This is a genomic window from Microbulbifer maximicatervae (SeqCode) (assembly GCF_052467815.1).
On sequence record NZ_CP174326.1, the window covers coordinates 4,516,161 to 4,538,978 of the forward strand.

Here is a 22,818-nt window from a genome sequence, read left to right on the forward strand (position 1 = left end):
GATTGTCAGCCATTGGCCCTGTAAACTGCAGATAACAACAAACTCTCGATAAAAAAATTCTCTAGAATTTCTTAAATAACACCTTAGACTGTGGGCAATTGAGCTACCCAACCAACAAGCATTATCAAAATAAAATACAGCACTATAACCACTAAAGTTCCCATGAAATTTACTCGAGTTAGCTTCCCTGATGTGTCTGACAACCAAATTCTAAAAACTTTAGTCATAGCGGGTATAGCCACCCACGAAAGTGAAGAAACAATCAGCATACTCACAACAAAATTGGTTGATGCAAACGGCAAGTCCTTCACCAAGGGCAACAGCCATATTTCAATGGCCATAACTATGGGGTACAACATCAGTAGAACCAACATTGCCATCTTCCACTGCGCGGGCCCAGGATTGTTGGCTCGTCCACGAGCATGAGTAAACCAATCTTCAAATCCATGCCCTATCCGCTTTATATTTACATCCCTAAAAAAACCCTTCCCTAATTTCACCAACTTCTGATGTTCATCAGAGTCAAGCCAATTATCAAGATGCTTATTGGAATCAAACCGAAACACCACTACCCAATCATCCTGAACACCTTTTATGGGTTTGGTAAGACCACCCCCCAGAAAACCAGGAAATGCTTTAATTGCCTCATTTATTTTTTCCTGCCACTCCATATATTCGCGAAAGTACTCGGGCTTAACACTCTTGGAAATCACAATTGTCACCGGCACTGTCAACTGATCTGCTTCAGCTATAACTTGTGAAACGACTTCAACAGAAAACTGCTTTTCCAAAAAAGTAATAAGGTCTTTAAATAAACCATTACTGACAAAATCCTCCAGTTGATCAATCGTCTCAAACTGAAAAATTTGAACCCACTCATTTTGAATTTTAGAGACAGGCTCCAACAAACTGACCTCACGTAATCCATCGCACTCTAGCGCAATGTCTACCAACTTTTGGTGGCATGAGCGGTACTCTTCCCCTAAGCGCTTTGGCACTTCCTGGGACAAGACAAGACATGCGCCGGTACTCTCCTCCATTAGCAGGCAACAATCTCCATGAAGTTAGGTAGGGAAACTAAAGTCCACATAAGTTGAAAATTTTATATAAACAACAAACTCGTCGTTGTTGATTTCCACGAACTAACGCTTTTCAGAAAGCAATGGGCAGCAGATAAATTTAGATGAAAAGTCAGAGCTGACATCAAGGGTAGCATTTGAGGAATCAAGCTCCGAAAAAATGACGGAACTGTCTTCAAAAGTGCCACCTCATCAGGTGGCACTTTTGGTGGGATACTATTTAATACTTAGAATTCAACTGGCAAGGCTTTCACTAACAACCAGCACTTTGCCGTCACGCCCGCCTGCCGCAGCTATTCGTACGGCTTCTTTAATTTCAGACAGAGGGTATGTGCCATGAACTGGTGCAGATAACTTACCTTCCGCTACTAGCTTTGTGATAGTGCCAAAAACTTCCTGTTGCCGCTCTGGGGATGCCGAGCCAAACCATTTGGCCAGCCAGAACCCGCGCACGGTGATATCTTTAAAGATGATCATCCCCGGTGTGATAACGCAGGGTTCCCCACTAAGTGCGCCATAATTCACTAAGGTTGCGCCATTTGACAGAGCCTCGCCCATGCGAGCAGTTGCCATTCCACCAACAGCATCAATGCCTAGCTTGATCTCAGCACCACCAGTAGCCTCAGCCACTCGCTTACCCAGGTGCTCACCATCCACGAGAACCACATCAGCGCCTGCGGCCTTCATCGGCTCAATCAAAGACTCACGACGGACAACATTGATCACTTTTAGACCCCGTAACTTGGCCAGGGTTGTCAGATAAGACCCCACACCGGAGTTTGCGGCATTCTGAATAACCCAATCCCCCTCCTTGAAATCTACAAATTCGCTCAACAGCAAGTAAGCCGTTGGCGGATTAATCGTTATCATGGAAAGCTGTAGAGGGTCCACATTATTCGGGAGCGGAATCAGCCCCTGGGCATTGACCACCATATGTGTGGCCCAGGTGCCGCTTCCTACCGGTAGCAGAACGACCTGACCAACGGCTGGCGCGGTAACATTAGGTCCATGTTTGACGACCTTGGCAACACCTTCATTGCCTCCAACCGCAGGAAGAGGAGGCAACATCCCATAATCGCCCGTCAGGGTTAGAACATCTGAAGGGTTAATTGGAGCTGCCAGCATCTCCAGCAACACCTGCCCCTCTTGAAGTTCAGGGGTATCAAAGGACACCGCCTCAATAACATCCTGCGGCACTGGTCCGCGCTCTTGATATTCTGCCTTTAACATATCGCCGTATCCTTTTTCAGATTGATTATGAACAACGACCTTCACTCTGTACAAAATGTACCATGAGCACTAGAGTTTGACGTCTATTAGCAGTGGGGCCATTTAGATTCCGCCTGGTAAATCAAACCCTTTTACAAATCGCCATTTGGATCTACTTATGTGTGGTTCAAGCTAGCAATTTCAAGTCAGCCACTTGAAGATAAGCCCAATAAAGCAACTCGCAACAGCAAGAACAATAAGCAGATAAGAAGTTAAATTAAGCAGGCTGGAGTAAACAACGGCACTTTTGTATTCGACCCGATCAATTACCACCTTAAGCACCGAATCCGCAACAGCAAGTACAGGGTCTGGGCCTGGGTCTGGGTCTGGGTCTGGGTCTGGGTCTATCACAGAACCTACAATAGTATAATCCTTTCCCATTGTTGCCCCCCAAAACCCGTAAGTCTTATCACCGCTGCAACCTCGGCCCCCTCTTCATAAACTATCCAATCGATAGCCAATTTTTCAGGATGATCGTTACACTTTTCTTTATCAAGGTATGCAATACCCAACCGACAATTTAGCTCACTGGAATCAAGTGCCCTTTCTATCTGTAATTCCAGTTCGTAGGGCACACTTAGTTACGAACGAAAGTTAAGTTCACTTCTCCCCTTTTTTGTAAAATCAACAAGATACTCAACCGCTACCCATTTATATTTTTTATAGGGAACAGTTTCATATACCAATATCAAAACTGCAACAACTAACACCAGCGATAATTTAACGGCTAACCGCATATCCTCCCCCCCCAAATTCCTTCCTCAATATGTCACAGCTATATCCCCTGAGACCCAAGCAGCACCAATAAACAGACAAGCTCACAAGCTGCCAAATAGCGCACACCCCAAACAGCCCAACAATCAATTATTTAAATTTATTAAAATAATCATCATGGAAAATAAAACATATAGCAAAACGTACCAATTAAGAGTAGAGTCGCAGAGGCATCCTTAAGATAATCATTCAGATAGTTACAAGATGTACTTCAAAAAAATCACAAAAAAAATATTAATTTCCCTGGGGATTCTCCCGCTCCGCTCACTAAACACACAACCTGACCAAGAAGAACTTTTTAGTTCGAACATTATAGGCAAGCCCAGAATATCACTATCAAAATTATTTTGATCAGGACCATTGGGTTATACCTCTTGCGTATGAAAATTCGTCTTAAAAACTTTAATAATTCACAATTTTTCTCAGTCAAGATAATTCGTAATGCGAGCGGGATAGGAGAATAATAATGGGACTCTGCATTGACTCTAATAACATCGTTTTTATCACACAGGTAAGAACTGCTCTGAACACGCTGGTAGGTAATGTAGGTACAGCTCTGACCTATACACAGGAAAGATATCGAGCTGGGGGGCGTCATGTACTTCGAATTACTGAGGGCGTTGGCATTTTGACAGCAGTCGGATTAAGAGCAAATAGCACCACCCTACTGCGCCGACTAATATCAAGCCGCCATGACACAAGGATTACCGAACATCACGCCCTAGGATTTCGCCCAGACCAATGGCTAAAGGATCAGGTTTGGAGCGGCTTTAAGAGCTACATTCCCCTAGTCAGCTCAGACAGGGGCTTTATGGCCAAAGTGATGAGCAGCGGGTCTAGCGGGGTCGTTATGTGGAACAATTCGGTCCTTCAAACTGCCAATCTGACCAACAACGGCACAGTCACGATGGGGAATTGCCCCAGTTACATTACTCTCGCCCATGAGCTGATCCACGCTGATCGATGTAATCGCGGCCGCTACCTCTCAGGGAGTGCCAACTCCACTTTCCTCGCCGACGAGCGCCAAGCCCCCATGGGAAGAGTACTCCGTCAGCAGGGAGCACCTTTGACCATGGCGCGTATCGCCAATGGGGGACTAAATATTATTTATAACAATATAACTATCCCAAACCGTAACAACTTAATATCAACCAGAACCAGTGGCTGGATTTGGGTAGGTGGGTCTATGGAGCTGCGTGAAGAGATTGCAACTGTGGGGCTCAGTGACGATCTCGGTAACGTACCCACTGACCTCCTAGCCATCAACGAAAATATGATTCGGGCTGAACACGGTGTCGCACAACGGATGAAATATGGTCAGATCAGAAATCTAGTCTAACCCCACAATTTGAGTCCAGATGATAAGTACAACTGGGCCTAAATCTTCAAAGTCGACTGATCAGCCAGATCTAAGGAGACTCTGAAGCGGCACTGCTTTGCAACTTTATTAGCTGCAATTTTCAAACGTTTCACGTTTTTCATATTGCACCAGACCGCAGCATGTCGTTATGCTTTGGCGGCTAGAATCACACCTTCCTTCTGCCTGGAAGGCACATAGGACACCTTGGTCAACATACAGCCAGATCATAACCATGATTGATTATGCCCTTATAAAACACGTCCACATGACCGCCGCAGTACTCAGTATCCTGCTGTTTACCATCAGAGTGGGATTGGAGTTCAGCCACAACACGGGCTGGCGAAATGGCCCTCTGCGCTGGGTGCCACACCTCAACGACACTTTGCTGTTAGCTGCGGCTGCCGGACTGGTGATTCTCGGCAGCTGGAACCCGGGCACATCGCCCTGGCTAGGTGCAAAAGTAGCCCTGGTATTTGGCTACATTATTGCTGGCGTCTTTGCTTTGCGCCCAAACTTCTCCAAGCCAATTAGAATCACTGCCTGTGTACTTGCCTTCCTGCAAGTAGTCGCTATTTTCTATCTGGCGATGCACAAGCCCAGCTTGTAACTGGATGGCATTGAGCACTTGGTATCAGACTCAAATTGGTATCACCCCCAAACATCGTGCTCAATGCCTTTTATTCTAAATTTACTCCCATTGAACACCGGCTCACGCACCCCGGAAGATAACTGACTCTCGTAATCTGCCATTACCTTAAAAGCCACACCAGACAAAAGTAAGATAGCTATAAGGTTTGCCGATGCCATAAAACCCATCGAGACATCGGCCATACGCCAAAGCAAGGCAAAATTTTCTGCACTTCCCGTATCTGCCACCCAAGCCCCGAAAAGCACGAACATTAAAAACAACAGCCGATAACATAAGATGGATGTTCGGGTGTGGTAGAGGTAATAAATATTGGTTTCGCCGTAATAGTAGTTACCGATAATTGATGTAAAGGCAAAAAACATCAATGCAGTAGCAATAAAACTACTTCCCCAGGTACCCACCTCGCTCGCCAGTGCGTCTTGAACTAAACCAACCCCTTCCAAATTACCGACCATAAAGACATCTGCCACCAAGATAATTGCTGCCGTAGAAGTGCAGATAATAATGGTATCGAGAAATACCGATGCCATTTGCACGTATCCCTGCACCATTGGGTGTTTTACATCTGCAGCAGCAGCAACATTGGGCGAGGAGCCAAGTCCAGCTTCATTGGAAAACAGGCCCCGCTTGATTCCATTGGCCACCGCCGCACCAAAGGCCCCCGCCCCAGCTTCCTGAAACCCAAAGGCATTTGCCAGAATTTCCAACAGCACCCCGGGTAACTCAGAAATATTGGCGACCAAAACATAGAAAGCTACCAACAAGTAACCAATTGCCATAAAAGGGACAACAATACCGGCAAAGCGCGCAATTGAACGAATACCACCAAAAACAATAATCCCGGCAAAGAGCGCAATAAAAAAACCAACCCATAAAGGGCTTACACCCCAAGCTCCATACAGCGCGGCAGCCATCGTATTTGACTGCACAGCATTAAAGGTAAATCCGTAACAAATCATAAGAAAAACTGAAAAAGTCAGGGACAGCCATTTCCACTGCGGACCCATCCCCTTTTCAATATAATAGGCAGGCCCTCCACGAAATGCCCCGGGAACATCGCCACGCTCTTTGTAGGTTTGCGCGAGAGTATTCTCTACCAAACTGGTGGCCATCCCCAGCAAGGCCACCAGCCACATCCAAAACACCGCTCCGGGCCCACCAGCGGTTATGGCCACAGCCACACCAGCAATATTTCCGGTGCCGATTCTCGCAGCCGCGCTAGTGGCAAATGCCTGAAAGGCAGTTACCGAATTTTCATTTTCCTTATGAATGCCACGAATCATGACTTTGACCATATGACCAAAGTGACGAAATTGTATAAAGCGAGTGCGAATAGAAAAGTAGAGCCCCGCCGGCAGCAATCCTAAAATCAAGATTCCAAGCCACCAGATGCCACCGACGCCACCCCAGGCAAGTAAATTTGCCCACTCGATCAAAATCGTGAAAAGATCCAGAAAATCTTGCATTACCTACCCCTTGACCGCTTATAGTTATATACACTGTCAGCCAGTTGGAAGTAAGATTAGCAGATATCTCAAGAATTAATTTTAGATTGAAAGTCGGTCGCTGCGATTTATGGCAGAATTGGCGTGAAAATTATGCCAACCGCAAAAGACTTTCAGTAAATCCTCAGTAGTAGAAGGAGAATTTAATAGTGAAATATTCTCACAATTTAACTAGAGATACGATCAGCCACCAGAAGCAGATCATAAAGTTTATTTGAAGGTTTCAATATATGAAGTAAGATTGCAATTAGGTAATTATTCATAACTATATAGAGGCTTTTTCTAATAGTAAGGGCCATTAAGCAAGCCCAACTATGAATGCCCAAATCATCATCCCCGCCTTCGTAGGAGTCGCTATCAGAAACTGGAAAAGGAAAGATTACAATCGCCCCATTATCAGCAACTGTTTTTACAATAAAATATTATCTATTATTAGAGGAATAGCTACTGAGACCATCTCTACATATTACACCATACACCCCTTAACTCCTTTCTTAGAGGTTCAAACATTAATTTAGCTTAAATACCGAGATGTCAGCATTGTCCTTTTTATCATATTAAACACTATCTATTTACTTCAAGATTGAATCGACCTACAAGACAAGACACTAAGAAAGCACTTAAAACCAGAAAATAAAATGGCAATAGGGGAGCTGGCCAACCCACAGACTCTATGAATACGCTGAAGATGTATTGTTGAAGCAACACTCCAACATCCTCAGCGCGAAACTACCATGAAGTTGACTTAGAAGACCAAATAAACATTTCGAATAAGAGTGGAAGTACCCTCACAAATCACATTTGAATTTCCTTCAATCTTCACTTCTTTTCCAGCCATTACAGAAGAAAGTAGCATTGAATATTGGGCCGCACCAGCTTCAGAAGTCAAATAACCAGTCCATTGACCACCACCACAAGTATCTTCAGACATCCCTCCATCTAGCTTAACAATAAATCTATTACCTGAGGATGAGTCTGACTCAGGCGTTTTATGGACCTGCAGAAAATTAATCTCACCCTGCTCGTCAGGGAAATCCGCATAAACACCAGCAGAAAAGAAAATAAAAAATATAGAAAAAAATCTCATATTAATACTCCGATAAAAAATTTATAAGGAGCTGCGCCACCTACTAAGTAATGGCGCAGAACCTTTATTTAACTTTTTAACCCCCAATCCACATCATCGAAAATGACACCCTCTTAAGGGCAAAAATATTAGTAAACTTTGAAATAAACCGTATCATCAGTATAGATCCAGTCAGCATATGATGGATCGCCTCCAGGTATCAAGACCTCGTAACCATCACAAGTCGGGCAATTCTTATATGCTGAACAATTGTAGAAATCAAGCCCTAATGAATGGTATGTATCCCCCACACCGGTTCGAGTTACATCGGCGGTGAAGCTCCAATGTTCACCTTGATATTGACTTGAATATACAAGCTCACCATCAATATCTGCCTTTAAATAACAATCTTGAGTTAAACCGCTCGCACTTTTTGCCCGTACGGTAAAGTTAATTTTCTTTCTATCACGGGGCCTATCATCATTTTCAATAGGTTGATTTGGGCACCCCATCGTAAAGGTCCAAGCGGTACCATCAAGCGGCGCATCAACAGACACATTCATTTTATTGACTGAGTCGAAATTCTCACTAACATAAAAACTACCCTCATGAAACCCACTAACTGCCCCATCTGAAGAGTACACAGTTCTTCCTGCCTCATTCGTAATTAAGAGCCCATCAGGAATACTAAATGCTTCAAACTCAAAACTGACTGTACCAGGCTGATTCCCCAGATCTTGAATAAAGTCGTATGTACCTTTATTCCCCTCTTTCGACAATGGGGTGCCACAACTAATAACTTCTGTGCAATTAGATTCCTGAAAACTTCCGGAAACACTATCTACACCTGCCTGAACTGCAGAGATAATATTAGAGAACTCTTCAAAATACACCGGGAAGCTATGGTTCTTCCAGTCTATATTACTAGTGCGATCATAATTTCCAGGGAGCGTAGATGGATATCGAGCACGAACTCCAGAAACTACGTAATCTTTAACTAGACTGACATACTCACCTCTACCTTCTGATGAGAGTGGCACTGAATTTGTAACCGCTCCTACGAGCACACTCCCTAACTGGGGTTTCACCTCTGGACTCTCCGACAAAATCGAGTCAGCTGCCATCTTGGCATACAGGGACCCTTGAGAGTACCCAAGAAGAATCACATTTTTCCCAGATGAGAGTTCCGGCACTACTCGATTTAGGTGTCTATTTAAATCTGGCTGACCATTTAAATGCCTTAAATATTGTTTTTCTAATACATCTAGAGCCGCTTCTCTTAGCTTTTCAACGTACTCAATATCTGTGGAGCTCGTGTTATTTTCCAGCTCACTTAAAAGATCTCCTAATTTTTCAATCTCCTTCTGTTCGGCGGCCTCAATCACATCATCCTTTAACCCATTCGTAGATACATATGATAAGAGTACGTTATAGCCTGGAAACAACTCTTTAATTCTAAGATATGCAGCATTAGCAGAAGATGGGGATGTATTCATCCCATTAATATAATAAATAGTAGGCTTAACCACTTCGCATTGATTTGACACAGCGTGTAATGGCAATAGGAAAAACCAACAAGAGAAAAAAAATCGAATAAAAGACTTCATCATTGACATTTAACCTCCACCCCACCTAAGGAAACAATATCCTCCATTAAGTCATCTAAATTGTCTGCGTATGCAATAAATCTTGCTTTAGTATTAAGAGATTCTCCAGTCAGATCTGAGATCAAAGCTTCCACCTCAGACTTGCTTGATGCCTGAGAAACACAATCGCGAGCTCTTATTAGCGACAGGTTTATAGATCTTACAGACTCGGCAGTTCTGACTATTGCCCGTTGCTGTGCAGCAGCAAACTGGTACAAAGAGTCTCTAACCGGAATTCTGTCGTGGTACTTCAGGCCTATATATCTCTCTAAATCGTCTCTTACACCATCCTGATCACTATCAACCCCCTCAATAGTGGCATCGCCAATCTCCCCTGGGTCTTCAGGGACGCTATTCTCAAATATCTGTATGACGAAAGTGACTTCACCAACACTTATCGGCACAAATAAAGTAGAATTTCCGCTCTGCACCAGCCCTGGAGAAACAACCTCCTGCGCAACTGAAAAACCAGAAATAAATACACAAAAAAAAGCGAGGCCTCTTAGTAAACTCATACTATTTAAAACCTTTCAAATCAATAGGAATAAAAAACAAATAATAAAGGCATTTATCCAAGGAATTAAAGCGGTCATTAAGCACGCATTAAGCTTATCTCTCCGGTAAAAATAGATAAAAAAAATAATTGTGATAACAGTAATATGGAACTGAGCTGCCATGGAGAGAATTAAAATTGCAACAATTCCAACCTGCTCAATTAAAGATGCACCGTCAACACCCATTAGAACAAAGGGAAGCAAAGAGTAAGTGACAGGCACAAGTATTACACTGAAGACCATCAAAAATAATGACACCAACCTCCCCCACCGATTTATCATTCTGACCTTCTTCGCAAAACAAGAAACCTAAACCCGACTAATTCATTACGCCCAAGAAACATTTCTATAGCGGTTGATGATATTACAAAACAATAACACCGATATGTTTCCTGCAACTATCGCGCATAACTCTACCAGAAAAGATTCAGCAGAGGAAAAAATATCTCACCCCAAAGCCACCCTGGAACACCAACTCCAAGAAACCAGCCTCAATGTGCACGCTCGTATCAAATGTTCTGTAATAATCGACTACCTCTGGACCGCAAGTTAAGTCTTTTCTCTACTTCTGGAGCCAGATCAAAATTTAATTAAATATTTCCACCCAAACAATAAACACAATTCTTTTTAAACACAGCAATAAGGCCGCATACTTAATATGTATATCTCTTATAATATTTATAGATTCACAATTAAATCACACCATTAAAAATGCCACTTATTTTTTCAAAAAACAGAAGACATAAGTTAGCCCCAAATGGCTATACCATACCTCTGCAAGAGCCGGGCGGATAATTAGAGCCTACAAGAGCGCTAAGCAATATTATACTTAGCACCCTTGGTGGAAAACTGGCCGAACTCTTCAAAATCCGTTAGCACCTCAGAAGTTAACAAAAAATCTCCCGCGCCCGACTCGGCGATACCACCTTTCGCCCTGTCTCTTCAGCTACAGCCGCAAGAGCCTCTATCAATTGACCATTCCCTGAAGTCCGCTCTCCTCCCGGCAAGTAAAAGGTATCTTCAACTCCAGTGCGCAAATGGCCGCCCAATTCTGCAGTCTTGCGATGCACCGGCCAGATTTCCTCACGGCCGATCACTGTGCTCTGCCATAAGCTGCCGGGCTTCATATATTTTGGAATAATCTCCAGTAAATTGGGGTCGGCAGGCATACCTGAAGCCACTCCCATCACCAGGTTGTAGTTGGGCTTATCCACCATCCCTACATCCGCATACATGCCCACAGAGCGAACGATACCGATATCAAAGCACTCAAATTCCGGGCGGGTACCGGTCTCCCGGCAGACCTCCAACAGCTCCTCTACCTTATCGACCGGGTTATCAAATACCATGGGTGGCCAAGCCCAGGTGCCGTTGGATCGCGCCTTTAAATAGTTCAGGCTTCCCGCATTGCAGGCGGCAATTTCCGGCTTACCGGCACGCACACAACTCAAGGGACCTTGCTGATCCCGTCCGATAGTGCCAGTTGAAAAATTTAGAATAACGCCAGGGCATTTATCGCGAATTGCATCGGCAATTTCCAAGGCTATTTGCGGGTCCCAGGTGGGTAAATGGCCTTTGTTTTCCTCTTGCGCGCGGAAATGAACATGCATAACGGAAGCCCCCGCATCGTAGGCTTCACGGGCGGACTCCGCCATTTCCTTGGGGGTTACCGGGACCGGGTGCTGCTGGGGGTTGGTAAGCACTCCGGTTAGGGCGCAAGTAATCACCACTTCATCAGACATCGCTGGCTCTCCTGAATTATCTTTGTTAAGGCCGCTGTTTACAGGGCTATCCAGCGTTGAGCGCCGCTCCTACAACACCTACTGATCGTAAAAGGACCAGAGCGAGTGGAAGAGCTGATTCTGGATAGTGCATCGACAAAATACAGCACCAAGCGCTTGCTTGGTTACACGAGACTATCATAGGGCCCCCGCCAAGGCACCTTGTTTCCCCGGATTCATCTCGGCAGAATGCGAAAAAACCCAATAAGGAAGTAAGTACCTCATGAGCGAGACTATCACTCCAACCATCGCCACTTACGGCAGCTGGAAATCTGCAATCAACGCAGAACTTCTCGTGGAGGGCAGCGTTCGCCTGGCAGAAGCCAATTTAGTAGATGGCCGCTATTACTGGCTGGAGTCCCGCCCGTCTGAAAAAGGCAGGAATGTACTGGTGCAGTATTGTCCAAAGAATGGGCGCAGAGATCTCACCCCCGCCCCAATCGCCGTACGCACCAAAGCCCATGAATACGGAGGCGGCAGCTACCTTGTTCACGGTGACACCGCCTATTTCGTACTGGCAGAAGATCAGCGCATTTATCGCATGAAGCTCGACAATGCGATCCCCGAAGCAATCACCGCAGAAAATAGCTCCCGCTACGCCGATCTGATTATCGACCCTCTGAGAAATCGATTAATTTGTGTCGAGGAAGATGCCAGTGGCCACCAGCAGGGCGAGGAACCCCGTGCGCGCATTATCGCGGTAGACCTAAACAACCCACTGGCTAATTCACCGACAATCCTTCAGGAGGGGGCAGACTTTTATTCGAACCCAACCCTGAATCCGGCCGGTGATCGACTCGCATTTCTGCGCTGGCACCACCCTAACCTCCCCTGGGACGCGACAGAGCTCTGTATCGCCAAACTCGATCAGGCGGGGGATATCGGTGAAGTTACCCAAGTAGCAGGCGGTGAGAATGAATCCGTCTTTCAGCCTCAGTGGTCTCCTGAAGGCGAACTCTGCTATGTCTCCGATCGCAACAACTGGTGGAACCTATATAGGCTGGGACAAAGCGAATCCTTGTGGAAAAAAGAAGCAGAATTTGCCACTCCGCAGTGGGTATTTGGGATGTCCACTTACGGCTTCATTAGCTCCACGGAAATCCTCTGTACTTACACCCAGAATGGCACTTGGCACCTTGGCAAGGTCGATATAAAGAGTGGAGAGCATCAAACTCTTCCGCAGCCTTATTGTGATATCGATTGCCTGCACTGTGAAAATGGCAGCGGGGTGATGATTGCCGCAGGTGCAGAGAGCTTTCCCGCTGTTATTAGCTTTAACCAGAAGACGGGTAAAACGGAACAGATTGCCAGTAGCAATAGCAGCTCGCTGCCAACCGATTTGTTCTCCATCGCTCAAGCCGTCACTTTCCAAGTGGATGATCGTGCGGTACACGGGTTTTATTACCCACCCCACAACCCCAACTTCCAAGCACCTAGTGACGATAAGCCACCGCTGATTGTATTTAGTCATGGGGGCCCCACCGGCGCTACATCAGCAGGCCTCAGCCTGAAAGTTCAATACTGGACAAGCCGGGGATTCGCCATTCTTGACGTAAACTACTCCGGCAGTACCGGCTATGGCCGCGAGTATCGGGACCGCCTCGCCGATAAATGGGGCATCTATGACGTGGAAGATGTCTGCGCTGGTGCAGAATACCTGGTAGAAGATGGGCTCGCCGACCCCAATCGCCTGCTGATCAAAGGTGGTAGTGCTGGCGGTTACACAGTCCTGGCAGCGTTGACCTACCACGATACCTTTAAAGCGGGAGCCAGCCATTATGGAATTGGAGAGTTGAGCAGCCTCGCCAAAGACACCCACAAGTTTGAGTCCCGCTACCTAGATAAACTGGTAGGGCCCTGGCCTTCCGCAGAAAAAGTCTACCTTCAGCGCTCCCCCATTAACGATGTGGAAAAGCTGAATTGCCCCGTGATTTTCTTCCAGGGCATGGAGGACAAGGTAGTGCCACCCAACCAAGCCGAAACCATGGTGGGTGCCCTGAGGGAGCGAGGTATTCCGGTGTCCTATATTACATTTGCCAATGAGGGGCATGGGTTCCGCAGTGGCGACAGTATCAAGTTGGCCCTGGAAGGAGAGCTTGAATTCTACAGCCGCATATTTAATTTCCCGCTCGCGGAACCCGGCCCGGGAATTACCATCGAAAACCTATAATTAAATAATATTGAATTAAAAAGAGTTAAAAAAATACTATGGGAAGATGGAGACCGCCGCGTCCACGCGGCTCCCGCTACATCACCGCAGAGGGCGCGCAGCGTATGCGCGCCGAAGTTAAGCACCTCTGGGAGGAGGAGCGCCCTCGGGTAACCCAGGCAGTTAGCGACGCCGCCAAGCTGGGAGATCGCTCGGAAAACGCAGACTATATCTACGGTAAAAAAAGACTGCGGGAAATCGACAGCCGCGTGCGTTTTCTCACCAAGCGCCTGGAAGAGATTACTGTTGTAGATCGAATACCGGACGATAAGGAAAAGGTTTTTTTTGGAGCCTGGGTAACGCTTGAAGATGATGAGGGAAAGAGCATTTGCTACCGCATTGTAGGACCCGATGAATTCGATGTAAAAGCAGGACTAATATCAATGGATTCCCCCGTTGCCCGTGCTCTGCTGGGGCGTAAGCTCGATGATGAAGTGGATATCCGTCAGGGGGAAAAGTGGCAGACTTTTTATATTACTGACATTCGTTACGAGGAGTAGTTTCGGCCTCCAGAGCCTTTGAAGAGGTCGTACTTATAGAACTAAATACGACCTCTAAACAACCAAGCTGAGATAATCATTATCACAACTTTACCAATCCATGCCGATACTTATACAACGCTTTCTCCTCCTCATAGTTTAATCGGCGCCTTGACACAGCCAAGCAACACAAGATGTTTAGTAGTGGAAGTAAAAATGTGTAAATGGAAATCCCCCCTAAGCTCACCCAGATAGAGACGATCACCCCACTCAATAACCCAGGAATCACACGGTAGGATGCTGTAACAGGCCGCCCCATAAACTTAACGAGGATACCTGTAATAAATCCTGGGATCACATAAACATACAAAGGGATAATACCGCGGGCAAATGAAAGCAAAACGAGCGTACCCAAAGTACCTAACAACACCGCAAATATCGCGAGGGGCATACTCTGTTCTTTCAGTAACCTCTCAATCAAAGAGTGGTACTTACTTGTATTTAATTCACTTTTAGGGGCTTTATAAATATCACTCATGGGGCTTGTACACTTTCAGGGGCTGCCGAAGTGCGATTATAGTATCTCAGTTCAGCGCTTTCAAAAACATTAGATGAACAATTTAGAATCGCTTGCAAATACACGAATTGAAATGTACCCATAGAAATGGCGTGAGCCCCAGATAAAAATCGATGGCCATTCTGTAACCACCTTAGAAAGCGAACCTGTACCCCCTATCAAAAGCCAAAAAAAGCTTACCTTTTAGGTAAGCCTTCAGTAAAACTAAAAAAATACTTCTTATAGAGTATTATAATACTGATTCACACCAACAGTGCTTCCAGCAGAAAAATCAGATTTAACCTGTTCTGAACTCATTCTAATTTTCAAGTCTGCATTGTTCACGTTGAGCTCAATAAAAAGGCTTCCCACTTGGGAATAGGCATCATTCCTCTCGGCCACCGCTTCGTTGAGGCCATTAATAACTGCTGTATAGTTTTGCCCCCTCTTCATCAGAGATCGCAGTTTGAATATCACTTATCGCACCGGAAATATCACTTTCAAGTGTTTGCCACTCTTGCAATACGACCTGTAAATAATCTTCAACTTGCTGGATTTCTTCTGCTAGCTGCCCAAAGCTCTGAGACAGTATTTGTAAAGTGGATACATCAGTAGTGATCAGGTCCATCTCTGCCTGCTGATCCTGAATACTCTTTTGATCCGCAACAATTTTTGCAGCAGCCACCGGCCCCATCACAAACCATTTCAACAAGCCCTCTGGAAAAGCCACGATAGAAGCAACCGTACCCAGAGAGATAGCAGTGGCATCAGCAATACCCAGCGCAACGATGCTGGCATTCAGGGGTTTAATATCTGCCTGTAAATTCTTGATATCCTGCTTTAGATCAGCAACTTTCTGCTCGTCAGCCAGGGAATCCTTTACAGAATTGTCGAGATAGGTTGCTTCTTATAATGAATCGCAAACAAAAATACATTTATATTCACATTGCTGATATCAAATCAAACCTTCTAGTCCAGTAAGCACTGATCAGAATCACTCAGCCTGGCAACTATCTCCGTCAAATGCTGCAATCAAATCCAAGGCACCCCCAACCTCTTTATATATGATTAGCTTCCGACTATAAGAACCCAGCAGCCATGAGCCGCAGGCCACCCAGTAAGTGGCTTCTCTTGAGGTAACACAGAAGACGCTTTGCGCATCAGATACACGCCAAAACAATCGTCCTTTGGAAAACCCCCTGCTCTCGAGTCTCAAAACGCCAATATCATTCTGTTTAGCCCATTGAAGAATTTGCGCCTTGAAAAACTCGGATCTAATCGGCATTAACAAATAGGGAACTGCACCCAATAGAGCCAATAAGGCCACTATTACATTGTTCCCCAGAGAGGGGCTAAACACATAGGCCAGCTTCCCCAAAGTTACCGATATTATTAATACAATAAATGGACGCATATTCACTGCCGCCGATTCCAGTTCCCTTTAGAAAGAATGGCAGATAAATATGCAGAGACAAGATTTAGCTAAAGGGCGATCGAGTAATCCCGAATTGGTTGCCCTCGCTATAGCATATTGAAACCAACAGGTAGAGATTGGTCGCATCGAGGCCAAACTCGTTAGAGGTTGACCCGCAGAGTGACTGCCTAACGATAGAGCAAATACACAATAAATTACTGGAGCAATTTAGTTGCTCTCGATTAAACCCAGCATTTCTTTTGCAACCAGCGCAGAAGAAGGTAAAAACATTGTAGAAACAATACGCTGATCGGATATGACATCATGCTTATCTGCAACATTATCCTTATTAATAATAATGGCTCCATTCTCTCGAAGGCGTTCCTCTACCAAGAACGGTAATAAAGTGCCCTGCTTAGCCCAAGACTTCTCTTTTTCTGTGGAGTCCGGGAAACCGGCAACCTTCTTGCCCTTTACCATATAATGGCCATCTTTCAGTTTCACATCAGCAAACGCACCTGCCCCATGGCCACAGCTGCCCACAACTCCCCCTTTCTGGTAAATCCCACCCATAATATTTAGGGAGCCTCTGAATAACTCCGTGATACCTCTGGCATGCAGAGCGGTTCACAATCAAGGCGCGGCTTCGCAGGAATGTCTAGACCTTTCAAGAAGTCGCAACGCGGAGTGTGAATCGCTCTGCACGCCCCGAAGGGCGGGCCTTGAAGGCCACAGCTGCTGCGTTGCAGCTCACGATTGGATGCCACATCAAATAAGGTTCCATAGCCTCCACCGATATAAACAGCTGCATAATTCTCTATAACTACTTGCTCAGGCTTTAGTGAACTATTTGCCCGCTCTAAAAAACCTTCATGTTTGATGGTGTAACTACTAATCCCCAGTGGATCCATCATAAACGGGACCACCCCACCTTTTGGCGAAACAAAGTCCACTTCATACCCATGGGAAACAAAATATGGTAAGGCGGAGCATACTCCCACAAATTATTTCTTGCATCGTGTTTCTCCGGATCACCCATATCCTGAAGATTAGAAGCAACGATTAGTATCCGCTTAGTCTCAGCTGCTTGTGAAGGTGTAATAATGCCCATCACAAGAATTATCATAGAGCAGATAAGGCTAAAGATTTTTGCCGTTTTTCCCACGTTCAACTTCCCCATTCGAATAACTTTGATACGAAATAGATAGATTACATGAGTAACGTACAACCTTGACATAGGATCGATAGTTTGCAGGAGAAAATCGATATAGCGAGGTCAAACTGCCCCAAAAGTAACAACGGCCAACATTTCTATAGCGCCAAGCCTACCACCACAAAGTTAACACCCTATTACCGAGCAGCCTTAATAATTAGGGCAGTAACAACACCCCAAATCCAATTGAAAAACAATACCAGGACTGGTGTTAAGACTCCCAACTCAAATCCGGCAACACCCTTCCCAGCCACCACAGGGAAAACCACAAACAATTGAAATGCAGAGGGAAACAAACTAAGAAGAGCTCCTTTTAAAAGTAACTTCGATGACCAGAACGGAAGAATAAATAGCAGCCCCCATAAGCCACCCCAAACAATACGAGGATAAAGCCACTCAGGAGATAGAGGAGGGGCAATTGATACGCCAAAAGCGGCATTAATCCCCAACTGGCCAAATAGCCACACCGCAATACTGTTTGCCAAAGCACCGAGACTTCCGGCTGCGAAGAATATCAGTAAGTTTTTCATCTCCCTCTCCTAGAGTTGTAGGACCACTGCAATATTTACTCGCGAATCACACCACAATATAGAAGAACCATCGTCACTCAACGGAAAATAACCTCGCGCACGAATCACAGCCCCACCCGAGATGACAGAGTAACTTTTCTACTTTACCTACCCAATAATACAAAGCATAAACCAGATTTATCTTGAGTACGTCTGCGTACCAATTAGACACAGCAGAAACGCCAGAAAAATTAGATAAAGCACTAGCCCCCTACTTCTCAAGAATGACTACTTAAAAAATATTTTCAATTTGAGAACCAGCAATATCCGCTGATCGTTTTTGCAACTAATCCCGAAAGAAAATAACTAGCTTCTCAAGCGCCAAATTTATGTAATAGATAAGTGGTACGCTTGTATTTATTTTATAAATTAATTAAAACCAAAAAGGAACTAGTACTTATGAAAGTGCCATCAGCAGGAGTGCTGTACCCGATTTTATTAGGATTGGCGATCCAGTCAGCGACGTCTCAAGCCCAGTCCTTTGATGAGAGCGCCTATATTGACAGGCAGCTGCAATATATTGAGGAAGGAGTCACCTCTACCAACGATACTGCCGTCGTACTTCAGGCATACACAGGTGATGATCTCAACTGGGATGCGCTAAATAAGAACCTGGATGTACTCCGCAACGGCGGCAAGAAAAATTCTGACTTCACTCTCACCCGCCTAATCCGCATCTTATTCTTCCGCCCCGAAATAAAAGACGAACTCTTTGCCGCACTCGACGGCTATCACTTCTGGTTTAAAGAAGGCGGGACGGGTGACCATGTTTTTGCTTCAGAAAACCATATGATCATGTACACCTCTGCCCAATATCTCCTCCAGGAGAAATATGGGGCATTTGAGGACGACAGAACTTATAAGCGCCTAAAGCGTTATCTGGAAGTGAAGAACCAATATGGTTACTATGAGTTTTACTCCCCTGTTTACTACCCCTATACCCTCTCGGCACTGCTAAACCTTGTAGACTTTGCAGAAGATGAGGAGATCCGTGAACTTGCAATCGGCGCTGCTCATCGCTTGCTGCAAGATATTTTATTAGTGACCAACGACCAGGGGATTAACTTCGCTGCGGCCGGGCGCAGCAATGACGGCTACCGCCGCAATGGGTCCGGAGGGAATATCAACCGGATTATCTACCTCCTGACAGGCCTGGGCAAAGAGTCAGTACGCACCCCCAGTCCCGCCGGCGTAATGCTCGCCACATCCGGTTTGGAAATCACCGATGAGGTTTTCGAATATTTCGGTAAAGATCTCAACATAAATTATTCAGTCGGTCATTCGCTGGGGGATGCCAGAAACGAGATCTATGCAGACTTTCCCCGGGAAGAGCGCGTACCCTTCTATTGGAGCCAGGGAGCCTACTTCCACCCCGATGTCGCAGCGGATACCGCCTGGTTCGCCAGCAAATACCAACTCGAAGGTTATGAGGGGCTCAAAGCATTTGACCAGTTCCTGGGACTATCGGAAGCAGCCGCCCCTGCGGCCGCCAAGGCGGGGGCTGTATTCAGCCGCAGCTCTGTCCTCTCCTCGGCTAACTTCTCCATATACAAAGATGGTGGAGTTATGATGCACTCCATCCAGAATTATTGGGGAGGCCGCCAGGGCTACCAACAAACCCCCTGGATAGCCACCACCGGCTCCCAGTCTATCTGGGCAAAAGTCGGCGACGGCAATAGCACCATGCAAAATGACCACCTACCTAAGATAAAGCAGGTAAACAATGTTGCCGTGATCCAATACAACCCCTACCCGGAGATAGAATTGTTTCACTCCGGCGGCTCCGATGTCGCTCTACAGTGGCCCGAAGAGTTCGAGGAGGAGTCCCGCAGCGGTAACTGGAAGTTTGGTAGGGAAGATGATGGATACGTTGCCGTCCGCTACCCCTGTGGCAACGGTGACTCCAACACTGTGACCTGTGATTGGAACGAGCAGACCTGGGTCGTCATTATGGGAAGTGAAGAGCGCTACGGGAGCTTTGATGCTTTTAGACAGAAGGTGCTCAATGAAGTCAGTTACGATGCCGACTGGGAATGGCACGGCTCCTTCTGGAAAGGTACCTTGAAGTATGTGTACGATTCAGATGTACAGTTTGATGGAACCGATATCAGCTTAACTTGGTAACAATCAGCTACCGGTGCTACGGGAGGGAATCACCTTCCCGTAGCACCCTGGAAATTCTGGAGAGCAACCTCGTGTGCCAGTCTTCCCAAAGCTTTAACGGCCTAAAGGGAGGCTTTCTCTGCTAACCCCTCCACAGCAGGAGCTTTAGGCTTATCAAGCAGAGATTTCCTCAGTAAATCGATAAGGAATAACCCCAGTAGAAAGCCACCGATAGCAAAAATAACATCCCCTGGAACACGCATCCACACCAAGCTCTCCACTAAGGGACTATGAATAACCTTCGGGGAGCGACCATACCAATAACCATTCTCTAGGACAGCAAAGAACTGGGTTAGACCAATAGGCAGCAGCGACATAAATAGCATTGCAGCCAGGCCCAGGTTAAGCATCCAGAATGCGCCCTTTAGATACACGCCATTCCAGGCCAAATTGGTATTCAGGCCCCGCAAACAGAATAGCATTAATCCGATACCCAGCATTCCGTAGACACCCATCAAGGCTCCATGACTATGAGTTGCGGTAGTATTTAGCCCTTGTACAAAGTAAAGCGAGATCGGGGGGTTGATTAAAAATCCTAGAATGCCCGCACCAACCAAATTCCAAAAAGCTGTAGCTACGAAAAAGAGAATGGCCCATTTGTACCGCGCCATCCAAGGGACAGCATTGTGCATGCGATAACTTTGAATAGCCTCGAAGCCAATGAGTGCCAGTGGAACCACTTCCAGTGCCGAGAAGATGGCCCCCCAAGCTATAACAGAGGTCGGAACTCCAGTGAAGTAGATATGGTGTAACGTTCCAATAAGGCCGCCGCTAAGGAATATCACCGTGGCCGACAGCACAGCACCATTGGCGCTGCTGGCTCGTATAAGCCCAAGCCGCACAAGCATAAGTGCGATCACCGAAGTTGCAAAAGTTTCAAAAAAGCTTTCAACCCATAAGTGAATTACCCACCAGCGCCAGTATTCAGCAACTGCTAGATTAGTATGCTTCCCAGCAAAGAGGCCGGCACCATAAAAGAGCCCGATAGCAACGCAAGAACCATAGAGGACCCACATTACTGGCCTTATTTCAATTTGCGTGGCAAATGCCGGTTTAATCGCTGCTGTTACCAACAACAGCCAGATTACCAGCCCCGACAATAGCAATAGCTGCCATATTCGACCGAGGTCGATGTACTCATATCCCTGGTGCCCCAACAGGAAATTCGTGTCCAGGTCAAAATATTGCTGAATTCCCAACCATTCACCGGCCATGGACCCAACAACAAGCACGACTAAAGCGATCCAAAGCAGATTAACACCCAGGTACTGATATTTAGATTCATGTCCCGAAAGGGCCGGTGCAATATACAAACCGGTAGCAAGCCAAGTCGTCGCAATCCAAAATACACCTAGCTGGGTATGCCAAGTACGAACAACCGAGTAAGGCAACATTTCGGACAGGGGAATACCATAGAAATTTTGCCCTTCTACGGCATAATGTGCAGTAATTCCCCCCATAAAAATCTGTAGTAAAAATAGTGCAATTGCGGTAGCGAAATATTTGGCAACGGCTTTCTGCGACCTGGTGGGCTTGGTAAAAAACAATGGGTCTTGCTTATCGGGTACAGGCAAAGACTCATGCCTGCCACTGGCATGATGCCACACCAGAGCACCAATTCCGGCTAATAAGGTAACAATACTAAGTATTGACCAAATAATATTGCTAGGTGTCGGTGTATTGCCAAGTTGCCGGTCAAAAGGCCAATTATTAGTATATGTATATTTCTGCCCAGGTCTCTCAGTAATGGCCGCCCATGCTCCCCAGAAAAAAAATGCGCTAAGCTGTTTACGGCGCTCAAGTAAAGGCACTGTGTCTTCCTTCATAGCGTACTGCTCACGCAATGCGGCCTTCTCAGGATCGCTGCCAAAAAGCGAGATGTAGTGCTGACTCACTTTTTCAATTGCCTGAATACGAGTCGTCGACAGCGAGACAGAGGTCTCTCCCGTAGCGGACATATTCGCAGTGTTTTGACGCATATCCTTACGAAGACTCAATTCCAATCCCGCCTGAATCTCGGGGCTAAGGTCAGAAAAGTTTTCTCCATAGCGTCGCTGCGCTGTAATGTCCAACCAAGCCTGCGCCTCTTTATGTAGCCAATCTGCTGTCCAGTCAGGAGCAACATAGGACCCATGCCCCCATACCGATCCTAACTGGTGCCCCCCCATAGAGCGCCATACTAGCTGCCCTCGCTCTATATCCTCCCGGCTAAAAACAATCTGCCCCCCTGAATCGACATATGCCACAGGAATCGGAGGTTTCTCCCTATAGATATCGCTCCCCAAACTCAATAACACAGTGAATGAAGCAGTTAGCACAATAAACAGTGCAATAACAGTTAGCTTGTGTTTATTCATAACTTTTCCCCTCTCAGGGATTATTAATCACTGCGAATATGCGCAATTAAATTAAGACTTGCTCTGTCATTCGCAATGACTCAATTTAAGATGGCTGATTGATCCCCAATCTTTGATCCACAACCAACCTCCGCTGACGACACTTAAATTAACTTGGTAACTTTCCTCCCTGAAC

20 protein-coding genes are annotated in these 22,818 nt (G+C 46.0%); 5 read left to right on the top strand and 15 right to left on the bottom strand.

Features of this window, described 5'->3' with window-relative positions; all coding sequences use genetic code 11:
- Positions 1-83 precede the first annotated feature (83 nt).
- The 3 genes from ACJJIW_RS19535 to ACJJIW_RS19545 all read right to left on the bottom strand — a co-directional run bounded on the left by ACJJIW_RS19535 (position 84) and on the right by ACJJIW_RS19545 (position 2,729).
- Entirely contained in the window at positions 84-1,040 is a 957-nt protein-coding gene (locus ACJJIW_RS19535; RefSeq protein ID WP_444936131.1) for an antibiotic biosynthesis monooxygenase, read from the bottom strand.
- Between the two features lie 273 nt (positions 1,041-1,313).
- Complete coding sequence (locus ACJJIW_RS19540; RefSeq protein WP_444936132.1) at positions 1,314-2,309, bottom strand: zinc-dependent alcohol dehydrogenase family protein; 996 nt, start codon at positions 2,307-2,309, stop codon at positions 1,314-1,316.
- Between the two features lie 180 nt (positions 2,310-2,489).
- A complete protein-coding gene (locus tag ACJJIW_RS19545; RefSeq protein WP_444936133.1) occupies positions 2,490-2,729 on the bottom strand; it encodes a hypothetical protein in 240 nt (79 codons plus the stop codon).
- Positions 2,730-3,588: 859 nt separating this feature from the next.
- Between ACJJIW_RS19545 and ACJJIW_RS19550 the strand changes: the two genes are divergently transcribed.
- Positions 3,589-4,461 carry a M91 family zinc metallopeptidase gene (locus ACJJIW_RS19550; protein ID WP_282932376.1) on the top strand — a complete coding sequence of 291 codons (873 nt, stop codon included), beginning with the start codon at positions 3,589-3,591 and terminating at the stop codon, positions 4,459-4,461.
- 253 nt (positions 4,462-4,714) lie between these two features.
- Positions 4,715-5,089 (top strand): SirB2 family protein, encoded by a 375-nt coding sequence (locus tag ACJJIW_RS19555; protein WP_444893538.1) that lies wholly within the window; start codon positions 4,715-4,717, stop codon positions 5,087-5,089.
- Between the two features lie 41 nt (positions 5,090-5,130).
- Here the strand turns inward: ACJJIW_RS19555 and ACJJIW_RS19560 are convergent, their stop codons facing one another.
- From ACJJIW_RS19560 to ACJJIW_RS19585, 6 genes are all read right to left on the bottom strand, one after another.
- Positions 5,131-6,597: an alanine/glycine:cation symporter family protein gene (locus ACJJIW_RS19560; protein ID WP_444893537.1), complete on the bottom strand. Its 1,467-nt coding sequence runs from the start codon at positions 6,595-6,597 to the stop codon at positions 5,131-5,133.
- A 784-nt stretch (positions 6,598-7,381) separates the two neighbouring features.
- Positions 7,382-7,723 (bottom strand): hypothetical protein, encoded by a 342-nt coding sequence (locus ACJJIW_RS19565; RefSeq protein ID WP_444893536.1) that lies wholly within the window; start codon positions 7,721-7,723, stop codon positions 7,382-7,384.
- Between the two features lie 128 nt (positions 7,724-7,851).
- Positions 7,852-9,318, bottom strand: coding sequence for a hypothetical protein (locus ACJJIW_RS19570; RefSeq protein ID WP_444893535.1), 1,467 nt, complete (start codon positions 9,316-9,318; stop codon positions 7,852-7,854).
- Entirely contained in the window at positions 9,309-9,863 is a 555-nt protein-coding gene (locus ACJJIW_RS19575; RefSeq protein ID WP_444893534.1) for a hypothetical protein, read from the bottom strand. The genes ACJJIW_RS19570 and ACJJIW_RS19575 overlap by 10 nt, the downstream gene beginning before the upstream one ends.
- Before the next feature lie 15 nt (positions 9,864-9,878).
- The gene (locus ACJJIW_RS19580; RefSeq protein WP_444893533.1) at positions 9,879-10,160 is read right to left on the bottom strand and encodes a hypothetical protein; all 282 of its coding nucleotides are present in this window, start codon (positions 10,158-10,160) and stop codon (positions 9,879-9,881) included.
- Positions 10,161-10,789: 629 nt separating this feature from the next.
- Positions 10,790-11,644, bottom strand: coding sequence for a beta-keto acid cleavage family enzyme (locus tag ACJJIW_RS19585; protein ID WP_444936134.1), 855 nt, complete (start codon positions 11,642-11,644; stop codon positions 10,790-10,792).
- A 262-nt stretch (positions 11,645-11,906) separates the two neighbouring features.
- On the opposite strand from ACJJIW_RS19585, the gene ACJJIW_RS19590 reads away from it, so the two are divergent.
- Together ACJJIW_RS19590 and greB are read left to right on the top strand one after the other, a co-directional pair.
- Complete coding sequence (locus tag ACJJIW_RS19590) at positions 11,907-13,853, top strand: S9 family peptidase (protein ID WP_444936135.1); 1,947 nt, start codon at positions 11,907-11,909, stop codon at positions 13,851-13,853.
- A gap of 38 nt (positions 13,854-13,891) precedes the next feature.
- Positions 13,892-14,392: a transcription elongation factor GreB gene (gene greB, locus ACJJIW_RS19595; RefSeq protein ID WP_444936136.1), complete on the top strand. Its 501-nt coding sequence runs from the start codon at positions 13,892-13,894 to the stop codon at positions 14,390-14,392.
- A gap of 82 nt (positions 14,393-14,474) precedes the next feature.
- Here the strand turns inward: greB and ACJJIW_RS19600 are convergent, their stop codons facing one another.
- The 5 genes from ACJJIW_RS19600 to ACJJIW_RS19620 form a co-directional block, all read right to left on the bottom strand.
- Positions 14,475-14,909, bottom strand: a complete 435-nt coding sequence (locus ACJJIW_RS19600) for a hypothetical protein (protein ID WP_444936137.1) — start codon at positions 14,907-14,909, stop codon at positions 14,475-14,477.
- 436 nt (positions 14,910-15,345) lie between these two features.
- Positions 15,346-15,636, bottom strand: coding sequence for a hypothetical protein (locus ACJJIW_RS19605; protein ID WP_444936138.1), 291 nt, complete (start codon positions 15,634-15,636; stop codon positions 15,346-15,348).
- Positions 15,637-16,569: 933 nt separating this feature from the next.
- A complete protein-coding gene (locus ACJJIW_RS19610; protein ID WP_444914099.1) occupies positions 16,570-16,914 on the bottom strand; it encodes a type 1 glutamine amidotransferase family protein in 345 nt (114 codons plus the stop codon).
- Between the two features lie 5 nt (positions 16,915-16,919).
- Entirely contained in the window at positions 16,920-17,255 is a 336-nt protein-coding gene (locus ACJJIW_RS19615) for a type 1 glutamine amidotransferase family protein (RefSeq protein ID WP_444936139.1), read from the bottom strand.
- Between the two features lie 436 nt (positions 17,256-17,691).
- A complete protein-coding gene (locus tag ACJJIW_RS19620) occupies positions 17,692-18,084 on the bottom strand; it encodes a hypothetical protein (RefSeq protein ID WP_444936140.1) in 393 nt (130 codons plus the stop codon).
- A 438-nt stretch (positions 18,085-18,522) separates the two neighbouring features.
- Between ACJJIW_RS19620 and ACJJIW_RS19625 the strand changes: the two genes are divergently transcribed.
- Positions 18,523-20,247, top strand: coding sequence for a hypothetical protein (locus ACJJIW_RS19625; RefSeq protein WP_444936141.1), 1,725 nt, complete (start codon positions 18,523-18,525; stop codon positions 20,245-20,247).
- A gap of 101 nt (positions 20,248-20,348) precedes the next feature.
- Here ACJJIW_RS19625 and ACJJIW_RS19630 read toward each other — a convergent pair whose 3' ends face one another.
- Positions 20,349-22,643, bottom strand: a complete 2,295-nt coding sequence (locus ACJJIW_RS19630) for a nitric-oxide reductase large subunit (protein ID WP_444936142.1) — start codon at positions 22,641-22,643, stop codon at positions 20,349-20,351.
- Positions 22,644-22,818: the final 175 nt, after the last annotated feature.